The following is an 18300-nucleotide window of genomic DNA, read 5'->3' as shown; positions in this document are numbered from 1 at the left end:
CGACAGAATTCGGTCAGGTCTTGAAGAGCACCTTGCGTCCTAGTCGGGGATGGACGCCGCGGCCCTTGCAGCTGTTGCAGGGTCGTTGGGCGTAACTGAAGATCGTGCCGTGATGCCGGCCGGCGCCCTTGCAGCGATTGCACTTGGCATTCGGGTGCAGGGACAGCGAGACCAGGTACAGGGCGAAGGCGGCGAGCACGAGGAGCAGCAGCATGCCGGTCGGGCCGATCGTCGACGCGACGTCGGCGCTGGTGCTGGACGTGTTCGTTTCCACAGCCGGACCGGCGGCAGAGCCTGCCACCGCGGCGTTGCTGGGGTGCGGATTCGGTGCACCGGTGGTGCTGAGAACCACCGCGATCTGGACCACCAGGTTCATGGCATCGCGGGGGGCGGTAGGAAATGCATCCGCTAAGAGTGGCCTGGGTCACGTCACATTGCAATTCCTGAGAGTAAAGATGTGGATAACTCCGGCGTGTCGTTCTGCGCGGTCAGGTAAGCCTTACTTCAGCTCTGCCCGTTACCGGCCTTGTCGGCGGTGAGAGCTAGGGTTGGAACCGTGACAGACGCGCCGATCGGCATCTTCGACTCAGGGTTCGGCGGGCTCACGGTGACCCGGTCGGTGCTCGACCAGCTGCCGCACGAGCCGATCCTCTATCTGGGCGATACGGCCCGCCAGCCGTACGGTCCGAAGCCGATCGCCGAGGTCCGCGAGTACGCGCTGGAGTGCCTGGACCATCTGGTCGAGGCCGGCGTGAAGATGCTGGTGATCGCCTGCAACTCGGCCAGTGCCGCGATGCTCAGGGACGCTCGCGAGCGGTACGACGTACCGGTGGTCGAGGTAATCCTGCCGGCCGCCCGTCGCGCCGTCGCGGCTACCCGGAGTCAGCATGTCGGGGTGATCTGCACGCAGGCGACCGCGACTTCGCTTGCCTACGAAGACGCTTTCGCCGCTGCGCCGCAGGTTCGGCTACTGACCCAGGCCTGTCCGAGCTTCGTGGAATTCGTCGAGGCCGGGGTGACGTCCGGGCCGGAGTTGCTCGCCGCTGCTCACGAGTACCTCAATCCGCTGGTCGAGGCCGGCGTCGACACCCTCATCCTCGGCTGCACCCACTACCCGTTGCTGACCGGCGTGATCTCCTACGTGATGGGTGACAACGTCTCCCTCGTGAGCAGCGCGGAGGAGTGCGCGAAGGACGTCTACGGCGTGCTCACCAAGCGCGGGCTGCTGCGCGCCGACGACCTGCCGGCCCCCCGGCATCGCTTCGTCACCACCGGAAGTCCGGAGGAGTTCGCGGCGATCGGGTCCCGGTTCCTCGGCCCGGTGATCGCCGGAGTGGACCAATTCGCCTGGGTCCGTTGACCGGGGTGGACCGGCCGGCCGGGATTTGGTTGCCCTCGGCGACGCTCTGGTCGCTCTGCGAAGTCGGCAACCCGCCGGTAATCTTCAAGATATGAAGCTCACTGTGCTCGGCTGCTCCGGGTCCGTCCCCGGTCCAGACTCGCCTGCCTCGAGCTATCTGGTCACCGCCGACGGGTTCCACCTGATTCTCGATCTCGGCAGCGGCGCGCTCGGCGCGCTGCAACGCCACCTGTCCGTGCCGGAGATCGGCGCGATCGCCTTGTCCCACCTACATCCTGACCACTGCATGGATCTGACCGGGCTGTACGTCGCGGCGAAGTACTCGCCGTGCTCGCCGCTGCCCAGGATCCCCGTCTACGGCCCGCCGGGCTCGGCGGGGCGGATGGCACTCGCCTACGACCTGCCGCTGGATCCGGGGATGGAAGAGGAGCTGGACTTCCATACCTGGAAGGAAAAACAGCAGATCGGGCCGTTCACCGTGCGCACCGTGGAGATGGTGCACCCGGTACCGGCGTACGCGATCCGGGTTGAGTACGGCAACAAGTCGCTCGTCTACTCCGGTGACACCGGCCCGAACGACGGGCTGATCGACCTGGCCAAAGGCGCCGATCTGCTGCTCTGCGAGGCCGCGCTGCGCGACGACGACCCGAACAACCCACCCGATCTCCACCTGACTCCGGCCGACGCGGGCGAACACGCCAAGCGGGCCGGGGTGAAACGCCTCGTCATCACCCATGTCCCGCCCTGGTTCGACCGCGAGACCCAGGCGATAGGGGCCCGCCGCACCTACCCGGGCGAGGTCCTCGTCGCCACCCCGAACTCCACCTTCGACATCTGATGCAACTGGTCCCGCTGTCCGACGGGATTCGCCTGCGCAGTTGGACCACCGGTACGCCGACCGCGGCGCCGCCGGTGGTCCTGCTGCACGGCGGCCCCGGGTTGTGGGACTACCTCGAGCCGGTCGCCGCGATGCTGGACGACCGGACGGTCGTGCATCGCTTCGACCAGCGCGGCTGCGGTGGCTCGGATCCGTCGGACCAGCAGACGATGCAGCGTCTGCAGGACGACATCGAGGAGCTGCGGCAGCACTGGGGACACGACCGGGTCATTGTCCTCGGCCACTCGTTCGGGGCGAAGCTCGCCCTGACGTACGCGGCTGCCTATCCGGAGCACGTCGCCAAGGTCGGCCACTTCAGTGGGGTCGGCCTCGGCGACTGGCGCACGCCGTACTACGAAGAGCGCGACCGGCGGGCGACGCCTGCGCAGGTGGCGCGGCTGACCGCCTTGCAGGTAAGGCGAAAACCCGAGGAGGAGACGGAGTTCCGGGCGCTGTCGTGGTTCACCGATCATGCCGATCGGGAGCACGCGTGGCAGTGGGCGCTGGAGGATGCGGCGTACCCGTATCCGATCAACTTCGCGGCCAACCGGGCGTTGAGCGGTGAGACGAACGCCTGGTCCGATGAGGAGTTCGCCGCGCTGGCGGCGAGTTTGACGATGCCGGTCTGGATGATTCACGGCACGGGCGACCCGCGGCCGGCGAGCGCAGTACTGGCTCTTGCCGAGCACATCCCTGATCATCAGATCCGCTTGATCGAAGGCGCCGGCCACATGCCCTGGCGGGAGCGGCCGGACGCGCTTCGTCAAGTTCTGCAGGAGTTTCTGGCCTAGCGGGGAGCCTGGCCGCCTTCGAAGTACTCGATCAGGGCCGGGTCCAGTGCAGGGATGTCGATCGGCGTGCCGCCGGTGCGGAGCGAGGTGGTCGCCGCGTAACCGGCCGCGACCGCTGCCCGGGCCGCGATCGGCGAGGTCAGCGTGGCGCCGCCGTCGCGGACGAAGCTGATGAACTCCGCCACCAGCCGAGGATCGGCGCCGCCGTGGCCGCCCTCCGCGGCGGGGATCTCGACGATCTGGTCGGCGTCCTCGCGGTACCCCGAGCGCTTGCTGTTCCAGACCTTCACCACGTCACCAGGGCCGTCTCCGAAGTTCTCCAGCCGGCCCGCGGTGCCGATCACGGTGTAGTTGCGCCAGTAGTCCGGCGTGTAGTGACACTGCTGGTAGGTGAGGAAAACCCCGTTGTCCAGTTGGAGATTCGCCATCGAGAGGTCCTCGACGTCCATCACCGGCGCCATCCCGGTCTGGGACAGCGGCGGCCAGTTGTCCTCCGACACGAACTCGGCGAACCGTTGCCCGGAACGGTCCTGGCGATCCTCGATCCCGCCGTACACGGTCAGGCCGCCGAGCGCGTTCGCCCGGGTGGTGTAGCCGCCGGCCAGCCAGTGCATCACGTCGATGTCGTGGGCGCCCTTCTGCAGCAGCAGGCTGGTGCTGCGGCGGCGGTCGGCGTGCCAGTCCTTGAAGTAGAAGTCGCCGCCGTGACCGACGAAGTGCCGGCACCAGATCGCCTTGACCTCGCCGATCGCGCCGGCCTCGATCAACTCGCGCATGGTGAGGACGACGGGCATGTGGCGCATGTTGTGCCCGACGTACAGGCGGGTGCCGGACTCGTACGCCGCCTGCAGCACCCGGTCGCAGCCGGAGGTGGTGATCGCCAGCGGCTTCTCCACGAAGACGGCGATACCGGCCCGGAGGAAGTCGATCGCCGGGTCCTCGTGCAGGTCGTCCGGCGTGGTGATGAAGACACCGTCGAGCTTCAGATCGAGCAACTCGGTGTGGTCGGCGTAGGCCTGCGCGTCCGGGTACAGCTCGAGCGCGGCGGCTCGCTGCGCCTCGACCGGGTCGCAGAGCGCGACGATCCGGGACCCCTCGCCGGGCGCGTGGGCGTGGTTGGCCAGCCGGCTCCGGGCACCGAGCCCGACCACGCCGAACCGAAGGTCTTCTGTACTCATGCCAGCGACTCCTGCACGTAGATGATTGTTAAACCCTATGTCTGAACACTTCCGATCTTCAACACCCCTCTGATTCCGAGCTGTCCACCGATCGGCCATCTCAGGCTCACGCCCACCTCGGACAACTGCCGCAGGATGGCGGAATGTGAGCCTCCACTACGTGGCACTGGGCGACTCGACGACCGTGGGTGTCGGGGACCCGATGAACGGCAGTACGACCGACCTGGCCGGTGCCGGTGCGTGCTCGGGGGAGGGGTGGCGGGGCTGGGCCGCGCTGCTCGCCGACTCCCTGGGCAGCTCCCACCGTGTGACCTTCGCCAACTTCGCGACCAGCGGCGCCACCGCGCCGATCGTGGCCGCCGACCAACTCCCGTCGACGGGCACCGGCCCGATCGACCTCGCCTCCCTGATCGTCGGCGTCAACGACGCGATGCGCTCCGGCTTCGACGCCGTCCAGATCCACGACAGCCTGCTGTACTGCGCCGAGCAGCTGACCGCCCGCGGCGCGCTGCTGCTCACCGTCCGCTTCCACGACCACGGTCAGGTCTTCGGCCTGCCTTCGTGGTTGCGCCGTCCGCTCTGGCACCGGATCGAGCAGGTCAACGCGATCTACGACGAGCTGTACGCGCGGTACGGCGGCATCCGCCTCGACCTGGCCGACTACCCCGAGGTCTACCAACGCGACTTCTGGAGCATCGACCGCCTCCACCCCGGCGAACGAGGCCACCGCCACCTCGCCCGAGCCTTCGCCGACGCCCTGGCTGGTCGGGGCCTCCCCATAGCCAACCCTCCAGCCCTCGATTGCGCCGGCCAGCCACCAACGAGGTGGGCCGACGCAGCCTGGCTACTCCGCGAAGGCGCCCCCTGGCTGGGCCGCCGAGCCGGCGACCTCGCCCCATGGGCAGCCCGCATGGCGCTGTCCCAACTGCGCCCGCCGCCGGCGGACGTCCGCATCCCCACCAGCAGCTAGCAGTCCGCCCGCCACCTCCGGGTGCTCGCACCCTCACTCCACCGCCGCCGCGCGGAGCGCGGTGGCGGTTCGTTCTGTCGATGCGGAGGTGCAGGGACTTCGGGCATAGGGTTTCGCCTATGGCTCGTATTGATGGACGTACCGCTGACCAGCTCCGCCCGGTGACGCTGACGCGGAAGTGGCTCGACCACGCCGAGGGGTCGGTGCTGGTGGAGTTCGGGAAGACCCGGGTGCTCTGCGCGGCCAGCGTCACCGAGGGGGTGCCGCGCTGGCGGAAGGGCTCCGGCCTGGGCTGGGTCAGCGCGGAGTACGCGATGCTCCCGCGGTCCACCAACACCCGCTCGGACCGCGAGTCGGTGAAGGGCCGGATCGGTGGCCGGACGCACGAGATCTCCCGGCTGATCGGCCGGTCGCTGCGCGCGGTGATCGACTACAAGGCGCTCGGCGAGAACACCATCCTGCTCGACTGCGACGTGCTGCAGGCCGACGGCGGCACCCGGACCGCCGCGATCACCGGCGCGTACGTCGCGCTGGCCGACGCGGTCACCTACCTGCGCGACCGCAAAGCGCTCAAGGGCGAGCCGCTGACCGGCTCCGTCTCGGCCGTCTCGGTCGGCATCATCGACGGCGCCCCGATGCTCGACCTCTGCTACGAGGAAGACGTCCGGGCCGAGACCGACATGAACCTGGTGCTCACCGGCGACGGCAAGTTCATCGAGGTGCAGGGCACCGCCGAGGGCGCGCCGTTCGACCGCGACGAGCTGAACAGCCTGCTCGACCTCGGGATCGCCGGCTGCGCCGACCTGACCAAGCTGCAGCAGGAGGCCCTCGCGTGACCAAGGTTCTGCTGGCCTCGAACAACCAGAAGAAGCTCGAGGAGCTGCGCCGCATCCTGACCCCGATCGTGCCCGGCATCGAGGTGCTCGGGCTCGGCGACGTACCGGCGTACGAGGAGCCGGCCGAGACCGAGCCGACCTTCGAGGGCAACGCGCTGCTGAAGGCGCACGCCGCGCTGGCCGCGACCGGCCTGCCGTCGATCGCGGACGACAGCGGCATCTGCGTCGACGCGCTGAACGGGATGCCCGGCGTGCTGTCGGCCCGCTGGTCGGGCCCGGCCAAGGACAACCACACGAACAACCTGCTGCTCCTCGGCCAGCTGGAAGACGTGCCCGACGAGCGCCGTACCGGGTCCTTCGTGGCCGCCGTCGCGTTCGTCCGCGCAGGCGCCGAGGACGTGATCGTCCGCGGCGAGATGCCCGGTTCGGTGATCCGCGAACTGCGCGGCACCGGCGGTTTCGGGTACGACGTGCTCTTCCAGGCGGAGGGGTACGACCGCACCACGGCCGAGCTGTCGGTCGAGGAGAAGGACGCGATCAGCCACCGCGGCAAGGCGTTGCGCGAGCTGGCGCCGATCGTGGCGAAAGCACTGGAGGCCTGACATGTTGTTCGCTGGACCTGACAAAGAAGGCGTCGAGACGGGCAAGATCACCGCGGCGTACCGGCGCTGGGCCGAGGCCCGCGTGGTGGAGGGCCGGATCTACCGGACCAACGCCGGCCGGATCGAGATCGACAGCGTCCGCGAGGTCAAGCCGGACCTGATCTCCGACTACGACGACGACGTCTTCGCCGCCGACCGCCAGAACGCCCGCGACGTACGCCGCCGGCTGCGCGGCAACGAGGACTGGCCGACCTTCCTGATCAAGTTCCACCTGGTCGAAGGCGCCGACCCCCGCGAGGAGCTGGCCGCGACCGCGGAGCTGACCGAGGAAGACCTCGAAGACCTCCGCACCCGGCTCGCCAAGCTCGACGAGCTCAGCAAGCACGGCGCCTGGACGACGGCCGTCCTGCAGAAGATCCAGGCCCGCCCCGCCACCCGCGCCGGCGACCTGGCCGCCGACTTCGACCGCGACACCCCCGGCTTCAAACTCGACGTCCGCAAACTCAAGAACCTCGGCCTCACCTACAGCCTGGAAACCGGCTACGAACTCTCCCCAAGAGGCCAGGCGTACCTGAAGTCGCTGTAGTTCGGCTGCTGCGCTCGTGTTCTAGTGCAGGGTGGGCTGGTATACGAGTTCTTGGGTGCTGCCGTCCAGGATGTGGCTCTCGATCAGGGTGAGATCGAAGTCGGGGACGTCGGCGAAGACCGGGTTCACGCCGGTTTTGCCGGTCAGTACCGGGAAGACCGTCAGCTGGATGCGGTCCACCAGGCCGGCGGCGAGCAGGGCGCGGTTCAGGGCCAGGCTGCCGTGCGAGCGCAGTGGTACGTCGGACTCTTCCTTGAGTCGGGCGATGATCTCGACCGCGTCGCCGGTGGCGACGGTCGCGTCCGGCCAGTCGAGCGGGGCCTGGAGCGTGTTCGACAGGACCGTGGCCGGGCGCTGCCGCAGTTCGGTGAGCCAGGAGCCGGCCTCCTGGAACATCTCGGGGGCCACCACGGTCGCCATCTTCTCGTTGAACCGGTAGGTGGTCGCCCCGAAGACGATCCGCTGCTGCTCGGAGTACTGCTCGAACCGCCGTTGGAGGAACTCGGGACCCGCCTTGCCCCAGCAGCCACCCCAGTCGCCGGTGTGGTTGGCGTAGCCGTCGAGGCTGGCGAAGACGTCGAAGGTGTAGGTGGCGGTCATCGTGATCTCCTTGGGAATCGGGCGCCCGCTCCGGGCTGCCTCACAACACTGCTACGAATGCTCCGGCCCGGATCCGACAACGGGCCGGGAAATTGTTTTGATGCAGGGTCAGTTCTGCGCTGCGTCGTCGATCCGGCGCAGGTGGGGGACGGGGGAGAACGCGACCCAGGCGGTGGCCAGGGTGACGCCGATCGCGCCGATGATCATCGTCGGGTGGGCGCCGATTCGGGTGGCCAGTAGGCCGCCGGCGCCGGCGCCGGCGGGGAGGACTCCCCAGGAGACCAGGCGATAGGCCGCGTTCACCCGGCCGCGGAGCTGTTCGGGGACGGCGATCTGGCGAAGCGTCACTGCGTGTGAGTTCGCGATGCCGATCCCGACGCCCATCACCACGAACACCGCGGACAGTACGGCGAGCGCGGCGCCGCCGGGTGGGCCGGCGAGGAGTACGCCGAGAGGCGCGGTGTTGCCGAGGATCAGGGTGGTGAGCAGGACGCGGCCGTAGCCGAAGCGTGCGGTGAACCGTGATCCGAACCAGGCGCCGGCGAAGGATCCGATGCCGCCGGCCGTGAAGACCAGCCCGATCTCGGCCGGGCCGAGTCCCAGGCCGTGCACGGAGTGGACCAGGAGGCCGAGGATGAACAGTTCGTTGAAGAGGTTGAAGGTGGCCGCCTCGCCCAGCAGCGCTCTGATGTAGCGGTTGCTTGCTGCGGCGCGGAGTCCCGCCGTGAGGCCGGAACCGGTCTCGGGGCGGACCTGATCGACCGGCTGGGACGGCAGTTGGTTTCGAAGGCCGGCGAGGGCCAGCCCGGAGATCAGGAAGCTTGCCGCGTTCGCGGCGACAGCGACTGGTGCGGTGATGGTCTGCACGAGCAGTCCGCCGATGCCGCGACCGCCGATCTCGCTGGCGGACTGGCTGGCCGAGATCTTGCCGTTGGCCTCTACCAGTTGGTTGCCCTCGACAACGCTGGGCAGGAAGGCGAAATCGGCCAGCTGGTAGAGGACGGTGAGGATGCCGGCGCAGAACACCAGCCCGTACAGCACCTCGATCCGGGCGACGCCGAGCCAGATCGCGGCCGGAATCGCGGCGACGAGCAGGAACCGGCCGAGGTCGGCAGTCACCATCATCGTCAGCCGCTGGCTGCGTCGCCGATCGACCAGGACGCCGAGCGGGAGGGTGGCGACCAGGAACGGCAGGAACTGCGCCATCCGCAGGAACCCGACCTGCTGCGCGGTGGCGGACAAGGTGACCAGCGCCAGCAGCGGCAGAGCCAGCTCGGCGATCTCCGATCCGAAGAAAGAGACCGAGGAGGCCAGCCAGATCCGGCGGAAACGGCGATTGCGCCAGACCGCAGTACTGCCCGAAGTAACCGTCGTCATGAGAAAGAAGGTTATGGCGTAACCTCTGTTCGACGCAAGACGGTTATTCTGGCGGTATGGATCTCTCTCCCTCGGCGGCACCCGGACGGCTGGAAACGGTCCGGGCCTTCGTCAACACCTGGGACATCGAAGCGAGAACCGAGGTGCTGACCTCACCCGCGGCGCTCGCCGGCTGGCTGATCGAGGCCGACCTCCTGGCCGCTGCGGACCGGGCAGCGGGCGAACTGGATTTCGAGCGCGCGATCGCCCTCCGCGAGGCGATCAGGTCAATCCTGGAGTCGAATCATCGCCGCGCCGAACTTGCACCGTCCGCAGTCGAGGTGGTCAATACGGCGGCCGCGCGAGCCCGCTTGAGGCCGAGTCTGACCGTCGAGTCACGCTGGAGTGTCGAGGCCGAGGCCGACGGGGTCGACGGCGCCCTCGGGCGTCTGCTCGTGATCATGACGACCGCGATGAACGACGCCACCTGGGTGCGGCTGAAGGTGTGCGGCAACGACGCCTGCCGGTGGGCGTTCTACGACACCTCCCGCTCCCGAACCGGGCGCTGGTGCTCGATGGAGATGTGCGGAAACCGCGCGAAACAACAAGCATGGCGTGGTCGCCAGGACGAAGCGAGGTCCTGACCGCTCACGGTCGCACGGGCGGGAGCGAGGAGCGCAGACGTCCGGCGGCCCGGAGGATCTCGGCGCGGTTCTTTGCCGACTTGATCCAAGTCGGAAGCCGTTCCACCACGCTCGCCCACTGTCGATCCACCCCACGCTCGCGAAGACGCGCGCCGACGGACGCCTCCAGCAGATCGAGATGCTCGGCGTTGTAGGCCCACAAGATCTGGCCGCAGCAGTCCGTCTGGAGCCACAGAGGATGGTGAAAGTAGGGATCGATCGCGTCGCTGGAAGTCTGCACCGTCGAACGGATGTCGGCGTGATGGCCGCAAGCACGACATCGCAGCGATCGTTCCGCCGCGACAGGGCCGTCGCCTTGGTGCTCCGGAGGACCAGGGTGGCTCAGTACGACGGCGCAGCCGTCGCAGACCCGCTTCATCAACTCAATCGCCGCAGCCGTGGCGGCAGCAGTCCGAACCTCCGGGGACGAGCAGCTCGGATGCGACGCGGACGCCGGCGAGGCCAATCAGGCCAGCGCAGAGTTGGCGACTCAGTGGCCGAACGGGTCGATGGACCTGGCGGTAGTGATCGGACTCCTTACGAGCCTGCCCCACATCACCGGACGCCCGCTCGACCACGCCGATTTCGAACGCATCGTCGACGAGGCGCTGATCCCGCTGTGGGACAGCCGACGCCGGTGAAATAGCAAGGTATCGAGCGCCCGACCACGACGGTCCCGGCGGTTGTCGTTGCCATGATGGTGGTGCTGCCGCTGACCGATTTCGCTCTCCATGCGGCCGTATCACTGGAGTGGCCGCTACTGTCCCTGGCCGGACTGATCGCCGCCCTGGTCCGCTCCGACCGCTTGTCAGGCGGCACGGTGATGCCGAAGTCTGTCGGTGACGGCAAGAACCGCTGCGCGAACCACACCGTCACAACGTTCCTCACAGGGGCGAGCGACTACCACCTCACGGCCGACGCAGCACCCCGCTGCCCCAACAGGGGAGTTCCGTGCAACTGTGCGAGGTCGCATATCGCGGGGTACCACGAACGCCAGGAACCACCCGTGTCAGCACAGTACTGCCGCTGCTCCAGGGCCCGGCGGACGAGTTCGAGACCGCCGGGCCCCTCTCAGCTATCTACTTGGAGCAGGTGTAGATGGTGGCGTTGTCGAGCCACCAGTTGCCGGGCAGGATGTCGGAGAACTCTCCGCCGTTGCCGTTCCAGCGGAACTTCAGCAGGCTGCCGCTGAACTGCGACACGTCCAGCCGGCTGGTCTCGAAGCCGCCGGAGTTGCCGTGCCAGGCGGCCGGGTCGTCGTCGAAGTTCGGGTCCACGGTCGGCCCGTTCTTCCACGGCAGCGCCGAGCTGTCCTGCCAGGTCACGCCGTTGTCGACGGAGTAGTCCAAAGTGCCGGTGCCGGAGCGGAACCAGGAGAACAACTTCGCGTTGTAGAAGTTGTACGCGTGCGTGAAGCGCAGGTACGTCTTCTCGTTCTTGATCTTCATCGCGTTCTTTGTCTGCACGGTGATCGATGACTCAGGCTCGGTGATCTTGCCGTACATCGAGTCGTCGCCGTCACCGGAGTAGGACATTTCGATCGGTGAGTTGGGATCGCGATCGGCTTTGCCGAGCACCCAGCCGGGGCTACGGGTGACGACGCCGTCCGGGTACTGCTTGAAGCTGGTAGTGATCAGGTTCTTCACCTTGGCGTCCGTGGTGTCGCAGACCGGAGCCTGGACAGGTTTACCGATCGAAGGCTCCAGATCTAGTTCAGTGGCCTTGATAGCCTTTTCGATCTCGGCGCAGTCGGCCTTGGTCATGCCCTTCACGTCGTGCTTCTGGAGCACGTTGCAGACGGCCCGCAGGCCCTCGGCCAGGTCGCCGTAGTCGGCGCCGGTGGTCAGCACCTTCTGGGTCTCGTGCCACAGCGCCTCGGACTTGGGGATGCCGATGCCGGCCACGGTCTGGCCGTTGAAGGTGCCGCCGTCGGTGATCAGGAACGCCGTCTTGTTGCCGACGCCGGAATTGAGGTGCACGCCGCCGGCGTCCTGGAAGTACTTGTCGTCAAAGAATTTCGGGCTGGTCATCTTGTCCGGGTGACCGAACGCGGTCGGGTCCTTCAGGGACCGGATCACGCCGAGGCTGGAGCCCTCGCCGATCTGCCAGCGGTTGGCCGCGGTGTCGTCCGCGGACCCGTTGGTCAGGTCGACGAACTCGCCCATAATGTCGGACAGCGACTCGTTGATCGCGCCGGCCTCCCACAGGTAGGCCAGGGCGGAGGTGTGCTGGGTGACGCCGTGGGTCAGCTCGTGACCGGTGATGTCGTCGGTGCTGACGCCTTCACCGAAGGCCATCTGCTCGCCGTTCCAGAACGCGTTGGCGTACGGGCAGCCGCCGTCGACGCAGATCCGGACGGTGCCGCGCAGCGCCTTGCCCAGACCGTCGCCGTAGTCGGCGCCGATCAGGTCGGTCAGGTCGGTGCCGACCCCGGCGAAGGTGTCGGAGGTGTCGCCGAAGAACTCGAAGACCTGGTTGACGTCCGGCACCGCCGAGGCGGGACCGCTCTCGACCCGGCTGGCCGCGAAGACGCCGCCGCCGCAGCGGACGTCCTTACCAGTGTTCTGGACAACATCGCGGTTCGCGTCACACACGACGCGGTTGATGTGCTCGGTCAGGTCCCAGGCGAGCAGCGTCTTGCCGGCCGACGCGTGCACCATCGCCTGCCAGCGGGTGTCGTTCGGGCCGGTCACGTTGTACAGGTAGACCGGGACGGCGACCGAGCCGGGCTGACGGGTGACCAGGCTGAGGTCGAACCAGCGCGGGCCGTCCAGCTTGGCGGTCAGCGTCGAGGCGTCGAGCTTGCCGCGGTCCGCGACGGACTGCAGAGCGGCGCTCTGCGCGGCGGCCTTGGCGGCGTCGGCCGCCTCGGGCTTCGGGAACGCGCCGTACGTCGCCAGCGCGACCTCGCCGTTGGCGGACTCCAGCGAGCCGGCCTTGTCCAGGGTGGTGACGATCTCGCCGCCGTACACCTGAACGCCGTCGATGCTCTGCTGGAACCGGACCTGCGAACCGAGCGCGCTGAGCGAGCTCGACTTCGCCACCAGGTCGGCCGGGCGGGCACCGAAGTACGGCGCGATCGCGGTGACCTGCGCCTTGGCGACCGCTACCGTGTCAGGGTTGCTGCTGCCCGGCTTGCTGCCGGGCAGTTTGCTGGCATTCGTGCTGACCGAAGCTGGAGCCTTCAGCGGCTCGGCCGGCCGGATCGAGTGCGCGCGGCCGGTGGCATCGCGCATCGCGACCATGCCCTTACCGCCGGCCTTCGGGGTCTCCAAGGTGCGGATCTCCGGGGCCTTTTCAACTACGTTGTCGGACGACGGGACAGGGGCACTGTTGGCCGACCCCGGTGCCGTCAAGGTGATGAAGACCGCGCCGGCGGTCAAGCCGGCGAGCCAGGTACGAGCTTTCATTCTTTTCCTCCCTTTGCACTACACGCATTGAGAGGGGCGAGGGCTGCAATCTGTCACCTGGCCGATCCATTGCGCGACCTTACGTGAGCCATCTCACGCAAGTGGCTTTTGCCGGCGCTCGATCTGCCGAGGCATGGGCAGTGAACGACTGAAAACAATTCCGCGCACGAAGGCGGCCAGCATTTGTCCGGTTTGCCACCTCGCCAGTTCCGGCCAAATCGGAGCCTGGATCGCCGTTCCGGCCGATGCAATACTCGCTGAGCTTCCGCCGGGCGTCTGCCCCCGCCGGCGGGGACGTTCTCCTTTTTCCAAGGGAGATTCCGGTCCCTCACCGCCACAGGAGGATCCCCATGTCAATCGACCGTCATTTCCGAAGGTACCGGCGACTGCTGGTGCTCGCGTCCGTTCTGGCCCTGGCGCCACTTTCGATACCCGCCGCGACCGCAACCGGTACGGAGGATCCGCTGCCGTTCGTGGAAGGTACTCAAACGGTTGCAGCTTACGACTACGACAACGTGATCCGGGAGAAGATCGAGGTTCAGGTCCCGACCGATGGCGACGCCGACGGAGTACCGGACCGGGTCACCATCGACGTCATCCGCCCGGGCGAAGCAGCCGAAGCCGGCATCAAGGTCCCGGTCATCATGCAGGCATCCCCCTACTACGGGGCGTTCTACTCACCTTCGGAATTCGACGGCAAGGGTGTCCGCCAAGTCTACGGCGGAGTGCTGGACAACTACTTCGTCCCTCGCGGCTACGCGGTGGTCTTCGCTGACCTGGCCGGTACCTTTCGCGCCACCGGGTGCGACGACGTAGGGGCCCAACGCGAGATCGCCGGCACAAAAGCCGTCGTCGACTGGTTGAACGGCCGCGCCAAGGGGTTCACCACCGCCGGGGCGCCGGCCACCGCGAACTGGTCCACCGGCCAGACCGGGATGATCGGAGTCTCCTGGAACGGCACGATCGCCAATGCCGTAGCCAGTACCGGCGTAGAAGGACTCAAGACCATCGTCCCGATCGCGGCCATCTCCAGCTGGTACGACTACACCCGCAGTGACGGGATCGCCAACGACGGACACATCGGATATCTGCACAACTTCGTCAACAACAAGAAGTCGCCGAACTGCAACGCCCAGACCGCCGTTCTGGAGGAGCAGTCCGACAGCGCCACCGGGAACTACAGCAAGTGGTGGGACCCCCGGAACTACAACCTCAACGCCAAGAAGGTCAAGGCCAGCGTCTACGTCGTTCACGGTCTCGCCGACGAGAACGTGAAAACCCGCCAGTTCGGGCAGTGGTGGGATCAACTGGCCGCCAACAACGTTCCTCGGAAGATCTTCCTACACCGCGACCAGCACATCGACCCCATCGACTTCGGGCAGATGTGGCTCGACCGCCTGCATCCCTGGTTCGACTACTGGCTCCAAGGCCTGCAGAACGGCGTGATGGACACACCGATGGCCACCGTTCAGCAAGACGACGGTACCTTCACCGAAGAATCCACCTGGCCCGCTGCCGCGGCACGACAAACCCGGCTCCGACTCGGCACCGGCTCTCCACTCAGCATCACCAGTAGCGGCCAACCCACGAACGACCTCACCGCCGTCAACCCCACATCCGCCGATTCCGGTCAAGCACTCTTCCTGAGCGAGATCCTTCCAGAGCAGACCAGACTGTCCGGCACCGCATCCATCAGCCTCAAATTCAAAGCCGACAAGCCAGCCACAGGTATCCAGGTGCGACTCGTCGACTACGGCACAGCGGCACGGTACTCCGGCCGAGACTACGAAGTCGATCAGGTCTGTTACGGAGACGGGGACAACTCCGACACGGGGTGCGAGGACCACACCGAGAACGCCCTCACTACCAGTGATGCAGCCGTTGTCACTCACAACAACGCGGACGCGGGGCATTGGCGAACGCCTTACCGTCGGGAGAAGCTGGTTCCGGGCCGCTGGTACGACCTGCGCATCAAACTCAACACCGACGACGTCACTTTTGCCGCTGGGCACCGCATCGGTGTGGCCGTGACCGCCGAGCCAGACCTCAACGCCTCCAACCCGGAGACCGATCCCACAGACATCTGGGGCAGCGCCGAGCGTCGGCCATCCGGTCCTGTCACCGTCACCGTCGACCCGCTGCGATCCTTCCTGACTGCACCACTCAGTGGCGGCATCCCTACCCTGCGACCCGAGACTGACGACCGGCCGGCACAAACCCGCGAACTCGCCGGCTCAGATCGCACGGCCCGTCCGGCCGCCCCGACGAAGTCCGCGCCGTTCCGGCTCGCGCAGCCAGAACCGGAGAAGGACCCACGCAAACTGATGCAGGAGTTCATCGAAGCCTCCAAGTAGCAAGGCCGCGGTCCGTCCTTGGTCATCGGCTACGGACGGACCGCACGCACAATCATCCCTCAGGTGTCCAGGACGCGAGTGCCGTGCCTCTCGGCACCAGGCACCACTCCTGCCGGTGCACCCGGGCCGGTAGTGGTTTGGCCGCATTCAGCCGGCTGAAGACAAGCTCACCCACAGCAGCGAAGTCCGGCTGTCGCGGCCCGATCGAGCTCAGCGGCGGATCCGTATAGACCCCTTCGGGCGAGTTACCCGTCCCAAGGATTTCTACGTCGCCAGGGACGTCGAGTCCCAATCTGCGCGCGGCCCACAACGCGCTGATTGCCGCGAGGTCGGACGCCGCGTAGATCGCGGTCGGCCGGTTCCTGCCCCGCTGCAACAACTCCAGGCTCGCCTGAAATGCCAACTCCCGCGAGCCACCAACATGGCGGATCAAACTCGGTCTGATCGGAACTCCTCGTTCGGCCAGCGTTTCCTGGTAGGCGGCATAACGCTCACCCACCAGATTCGGCGGATCGTCGACGTCATTGCGCAAACAGGCGATCCGCCGGTGGCCGGCGTCGATCAACGCGTTCACCGCCTGCTTGCAGACCGCGAGCTCGTTGCTGCGTACCACGTCGAAACCATCCGGCTCGACAAAATTGTTCAGCAGCACGATCGCCATCCCGCGAGCCAGCAGCGGCTGGATCGTGGTGAGGTCGAAGGCCTGGTCCGCGACAGCGTCGATGACAGCGCCGTCCGCCAATCCCTTGCTCAGATAGCCCTGCCAGTCTCCTGAGGCGAGTAGCACCGCCGAGTAGCCGTTCTGTTCTGCAACCTCGCCGATCGCGACCGCCATCCCTTGGGTCCAGGGCGAATCGGGCCAGCGCAGCGCAAGGGTAATCTGCTCGGTGCGCCCGCGCCGCAGCCCCCGGGCCGCCTGATTGGCGACGTACCCCAACTCCAGAGCCGCTGCTACCACTCGCTGGCGGGTTAGCGAAGTCACTCGCCGCTCGGTATCGCCCGAACTGTTCAAGACGATCGACACCGTTGCGGTGGAGACACCGGCCCGCCCGGCGACGTCTCGCACGGTCGGTGGCCGAGTCCTCGCCACTTTTCGGCCAACAGTCACGTCCGCATCACTGATCCGCCCACGGAAGCACTGGCATGCCTTAGCTGTACCACAGGTTAATCGATTACACCAGTGATTCGAGGGCGGAACCGATCTGCACCCGGACTTCGATTCCACTCTATGCCAGTACATGGTTAATCGTTTAGAATCGTCCAGCGAGACGCGGGGAGGGGCACCTGTGACGGTGGACAGCGCGGTCCGGAGGGGTCCCCTTGCCCATGGCAACTCACCGGGGGACCGCTTTGACCAGTTGGATCTGGTTCTCACCTGACGCTCGATCGACCCGTCCGGACGACCACTTCGAAAGACCCGCCAGGACAGTTGGCGGGCCTTCTTCAGGCAGCAGGCATTCCGGATGGTGTCCCGTTGCGACCAAGTCCGGTATAGGACGAGCAAAATCTGCGGGATAAGTACAGAACGGGCAGAATCATGGGCACAGTAGGCAGCGACAAGAATTCAGAGGCGGATCGGAAAGGCCATTCGTGTCAGCTATCTCGCTCTCCGGGCGCTGTACTGAATACCGGCCACTATCTCCGCGCCATCAGGAGCATAAATCCGGAGTCGACGGTTCGCAGCGTGAGGACGACGTCGGTGTGGCCAATCGCTGGCGGTGAGCGGCTGCTCAGTGAGGTCGTGGAGCAGACCTATCGGTTCTGCGTTCAGCAGGGTTCGATCGGGGCCGAGGAGTTGTCTGCGGCAATGAAGGCCGACCGGTCAACCTCCCTGGGCGCGGTCACAGAACTCGCCCGGCTCGGGCTCGTTCGGATCGACGACGGAGTCGTGACGCCGGTCTACCCCATGTCGGCCCTGCAACCAGTTGCCCACAGCAAAGCTCAGCAGGCCATCGCAGCCTGGGAGGCCGCGTTGACCCTCTCGGAGGTCTGGACCACCGCACACCAACGGTCCGCGGCGGTCGAAATGCTCAGCGGTGGACAGCAGACCCGCGAAGCAGTGGCCGACGTCCTACGCGATGCCGGCTCCGATGTCGCCGCGCTCAGCGTCAGTCCGTCTCTCGACGTACCCGACCTTCCAGCATCGAGGCCTCTGCCCGGCAGTCAGGAAGCCATAGCCCGTGGCGTGCGGTTCCGGGTCGTCTACGGCCAGCCGATTCTTTCCAGTTCGGAGACCCTCAAGGCCGTCAAGACTTCGGTCGCGAACGGAGAGGAGGCGCGTTACCTGCCCCACGCGCCGATCGACATGATTCTGTGCGACGACCGGCGAGCGATCATCACTCCGTCCGGAATCCGGGGCGGACCCGCACCATCGATCGTCGTCTACGAGCCGTCGTTGCTCGATTCACTGCTGGCCGTCTTCGAGTCGTGCTGGTGGCTGGCCGTGCCGCTGTCTCACGGTGGCGACCTCAGTGGGCCCGACTCGGAAGTGCGCGGAGGTCTGACCGATGATCAGCGCCTCCTGCTGACCTTGCTGGCAGCAGGACTCACCGACGAGTCGATCGCCCGGCAGCTCGGCGTGTCCGAGCGAACCGTCGGCCGTCGTCTGTCCAGACTGCAGATGATGCTCGGTGTGAACTCACGTTTCCAGCTTGGCGTGCAGGTCACGCGCAGGGGCTGGATGTAACCCGGAAAGTA

The 18300-nt window shown here is 66.9% G+C and carries 18 protein-coding genes; 11 read left to right on the top strand and 7 right to left on the bottom strand.

The window, feature by feature from the left end; genetic code table 11:
• Positions 1–13: 13 nt before the first annotated feature.
• Positions 14–376, bottom strand: coding sequence for a hypothetical protein (locus AB0P21_RS10980; RefSeq protein ID WP_363695617.1), 363 nt, complete (start codon positions 374–376; stop codon positions 14–16).
• A 180-nt stretch (positions 377–556) separates the two neighbouring features.
• Between AB0P21_RS10980 and murI the strand changes: the two genes are divergently transcribed.
• The 3 genes from murI to AB0P21_RS10965 all read left to right on the top strand — a co-directional run bounded on the left by murI (position 557) and on the right by AB0P21_RS10965 (position 3028).
• Entirely contained in the window at positions 557–1360 is an 804-nt protein-coding gene (murI, locus tag AB0P21_RS10975) for a glutamate racemase (protein ID WP_363695615.1), read from the top strand.
• 91 nt (positions 1361–1451) lie between these two features.
• A complete protein-coding gene (locus AB0P21_RS10970) occupies positions 1452–2198 on the top strand; it encodes an MBL fold metallo-hydrolase (protein WP_363695614.1) in 747 nt (248 codons plus the stop codon).
• Positions 2198–3028, top strand: coding sequence for an alpha/beta hydrolase (locus AB0P21_RS10965; RefSeq protein ID WP_363695613.1), 831 nt, complete (start codon positions 2198–2200; stop codon positions 3026–3028). The genes AB0P21_RS10970 and AB0P21_RS10965 overlap by 1 nt, the downstream gene beginning before the upstream one ends.
• Here AB0P21_RS10965 and AB0P21_RS10960 read toward each other — a convergent pair.
• Positions 3025–4206 (bottom strand): Gfo/Idh/MocA family oxidoreductase, encoded by a 1182-nt coding sequence (locus AB0P21_RS10960; protein WP_363695611.1) that lies wholly within the window; start codon positions 4204–4206, stop codon positions 3025–3027. The genes AB0P21_RS10965 and AB0P21_RS10960 overlap by 4 nt on opposite strands.
• 145 nt (positions 4207–4351) lie before the next feature.
• On the opposite strand from AB0P21_RS10960, the gene AB0P21_RS10955 reads away from it, so the two are divergent.
• The 4 genes from AB0P21_RS10955 (at position 4352) to AB0P21_RS10940 (ending at position 7200) form a co-directional block, all read left to right on the top strand.
• On the top strand, positions 4352–5176 hold the full coding sequence (locus tag AB0P21_RS10955; RefSeq protein WP_363695610.1) for an SGNH/GDSL hydrolase family protein: 825 nt from the start codon (positions 4352–4354) through the stop codon (positions 5174–5176).
• Between the two features lie 119 nt (positions 5177–5295).
• Complete coding sequence (rph, locus tag AB0P21_RS10950) at positions 5296–6012, top strand: ribonuclease PH (RefSeq protein WP_363695608.1); 717 nt, start codon at positions 5296–5298, stop codon at positions 6010–6012.
• Complete coding sequence (gene rdgB, locus AB0P21_RS10945; protein WP_363695607.1) at positions 6009–6614, top strand: RdgB/HAM1 family non-canonical purine NTP pyrophosphatase; 606 nt, start codon at positions 6009–6011, stop codon at positions 6612–6614. The genes rph and rdgB overlap by 4 nt, the downstream gene beginning before the upstream one ends.
• A gap of 1 nt (position 6615) precedes the next feature.
• Complete coding sequence (locus AB0P21_RS10940) at positions 6616–7200, top strand: hypothetical protein (protein WP_363695605.1); 585 nt, start codon at positions 6616–6618, stop codon at positions 7198–7200.
• 21 nt (positions 7201–7221) lie between these two features.
• Here the strand turns inward: AB0P21_RS10940 and AB0P21_RS10935 are convergent, their stop codons facing one another.
• Both AB0P21_RS10935 and AB0P21_RS10930 read right to left on the bottom strand, forming a co-directional pair.
• The gene (locus tag AB0P21_RS10935; protein ID WP_363695603.1) at positions 7222–7800 is read right to left on the bottom strand and encodes a dihydrofolate reductase family protein; all 579 of its coding nucleotides are present in this window, start codon (positions 7798–7800) and stop codon (positions 7222–7224) included.
• A gap of 108 nt (positions 7801–7908) precedes the next feature.
• Positions 7909–9177, bottom strand: a complete 1269-nt coding sequence (locus tag AB0P21_RS10930) for an MFS transporter (protein ID WP_363695601.1) — start codon at positions 9175–9177, stop codon at positions 7909–7911.
• Between the two features lie 56 nt (positions 9178–9233).
• On the opposite strand from AB0P21_RS10930, the gene AB0P21_RS10925 reads away from it, so the two are divergent.
• A complete protein-coding gene (locus AB0P21_RS10925) occupies positions 9234–9800 on the top strand; it encodes a CGNR zinc finger domain-containing protein (RefSeq protein WP_363695598.1) in 567 nt (188 codons plus the stop codon).
• A 4-nt stretch (positions 9801–9804) separates the two neighbouring features.
• On the opposite strand, the gene AB0P21_RS10920 is transcribed toward AB0P21_RS10925, so the two are convergent.
• The gene (locus tag AB0P21_RS10920; RefSeq protein WP_363695597.1) at positions 9805–10080 is read right to left on the bottom strand and encodes a hypothetical protein; all 276 of its coding nucleotides are present in this window, start codon (positions 10078–10080) and stop codon (positions 9805–9807) included.
• Between the two features lie 157 nt (positions 10081–10237).
• Here AB0P21_RS10920 and AB0P21_RS10915 point away from each other — a divergent pair, with 157 nt between their 5' ends.
• Positions 10238–10480: a hypothetical protein gene (locus tag AB0P21_RS10915; protein WP_363695595.1), complete on the top strand. Its 243-nt coding sequence runs from the start codon at positions 10238–10240 to the stop codon at positions 10478–10480.
• A 438-nt stretch (positions 10481–10918) separates the two neighbouring features.
• Here the strand turns inward: AB0P21_RS10915 and AB0P21_RS10910 are convergent, their stop codons facing one another.
• Positions 10919–13249, bottom strand: a complete 2331-nt coding sequence (locus AB0P21_RS10910) for a M4 family metallopeptidase (protein ID WP_363695593.1) — start codon at positions 13247–13249, stop codon at positions 10919–10921.
• Between the two features lie 473 nt (positions 13250–13722).
• Here AB0P21_RS10910 and AB0P21_RS10905 point away from each other — a divergent pair, with 473 nt between their 5' ends.
• Positions 13723–15603, top strand: coding sequence for a CocE/NonD family hydrolase (locus AB0P21_RS10905; RefSeq protein ID WP_363695591.1), 1881 nt, complete (start codon positions 13723–13725; stop codon positions 15601–15603).
• 52 nt (positions 15604–15655) lie between these two features.
• On the opposite strand, the gene AB0P21_RS10900 is transcribed toward AB0P21_RS10905, so the two are convergent.
• Positions 15656–16669 (bottom strand): LacI family DNA-binding transcriptional regulator, encoded by a 1014-nt coding sequence (locus tag AB0P21_RS10900; protein ID WP_363695589.1) that lies wholly within the window; start codon positions 16667–16669, stop codon positions 15656–15658.
• Positions 16670–17140: 471 nt separating this feature from the next.
• On the opposite strand from AB0P21_RS10900, the gene AB0P21_RS10895 reads away from it, so the two are divergent.
• On the top strand, positions 17141–18289 hold the full coding sequence (locus AB0P21_RS10895; protein ID WP_363695588.1) for a LuxR C-terminal-related transcriptional regulator: 1149 nt from the start codon (positions 17141–17143) through the stop codon (positions 18287–18289).
• Positions 18290–18300: the final 11 nt, after the last annotated feature.

The sequence above is a fragment of the Kribbella sp. NPDC056861 genome (assembly GCF_040687575.1).
In the GTDB taxonomy this organism is placed as follows: domain Bacteria; phylum Actinomycetota; class Actinomycetes; order Propionibacteriales; family Kribbellaceae; genus Kribbella.
This window is presented reverse-complemented; position numbering and strand designations above follow the sequence as displayed.

What these genes read in the sequence shown, in the direction of transcription:
- AB0P21_RS10965 (WP_363695613.1), top strand. Translation starts at nt 2,198, where the DNA reads ATGCAACTGGTCCCGCTGTCCGACGGGATTCGCCTGCGCAGTTGGACC.
- AB0P21_RS10940 (WP_363695605.1), top strand. Translation starts at nt 6,616, where the DNA reads ATGTTGTTCGCTGGACCTGACAAAGAAGGCGTCGAGACGGGCAAGATC.
- AB0P21_RS10910 (WP_363695593.1), bottom strand. Translation starts at nt 13,249, where the DNA reads ATGAAAGCTCGTACCTGGCTCGCCGGCTTGACCGCCGGCGCGGTCTTC.
- AB0P21_RS10925 (WP_363695598.1), top strand. Translation starts at nt 9,234, where the DNA reads ATGGATCTCTCTCCCTCGGCGGCACCCGGACGGCTGGAAACGGTCCGG.
- AB0P21_RS10960 (WP_363695611.1), bottom strand. Translation starts at nt 4,206, where the DNA reads ATGAGTACAGAAGACCTTCGGTTCGGCGTGGTCGGGCTCGGTGCCCGG.
- AB0P21_RS10970 (WP_363695614.1), top strand. Translation starts at nt 1,452, where the DNA reads ATGAAGCTCACTGTGCTCGGCTGCTCCGGGTCCGTCCCCGGTCCAGAC.
- rph (WP_363695608.1), top strand. Translation starts at nt 5,296, where the DNA reads ATGGCTCGTATTGATGGACGTACCGCTGACCAGCTCCGCCCGGTGACG.
- AB0P21_RS10895 (WP_363695588.1), top strand. Translation starts at nt 17,141, where the DNA reads ATGGGCACAGTAGGCAGCGACAAGAATTCAGAGGCGGATCGGAAAGGC.
- AB0P21_RS10980 (WP_363695617.1), bottom strand. Translation starts at nt 376, where the DNA reads ATGAACCTGGTGGTCCAGATCGCGGTGGTTCTCAGCACCACCGGTGCA.
- AB0P21_RS10930 (WP_363695601.1), bottom strand. Translation starts at nt 9,177, where the DNA reads ATGACGACGGTTACTTCGGGCAGTACTGCGGTCTGGCGCAATCGCCGT.
- AB0P21_RS10935 (WP_363695603.1), bottom strand. Translation starts at nt 7,800, where the DNA reads ATGACCGCCACCTACACCTTCGACGTCTTCGCCAGCCTCGACGGCTAC.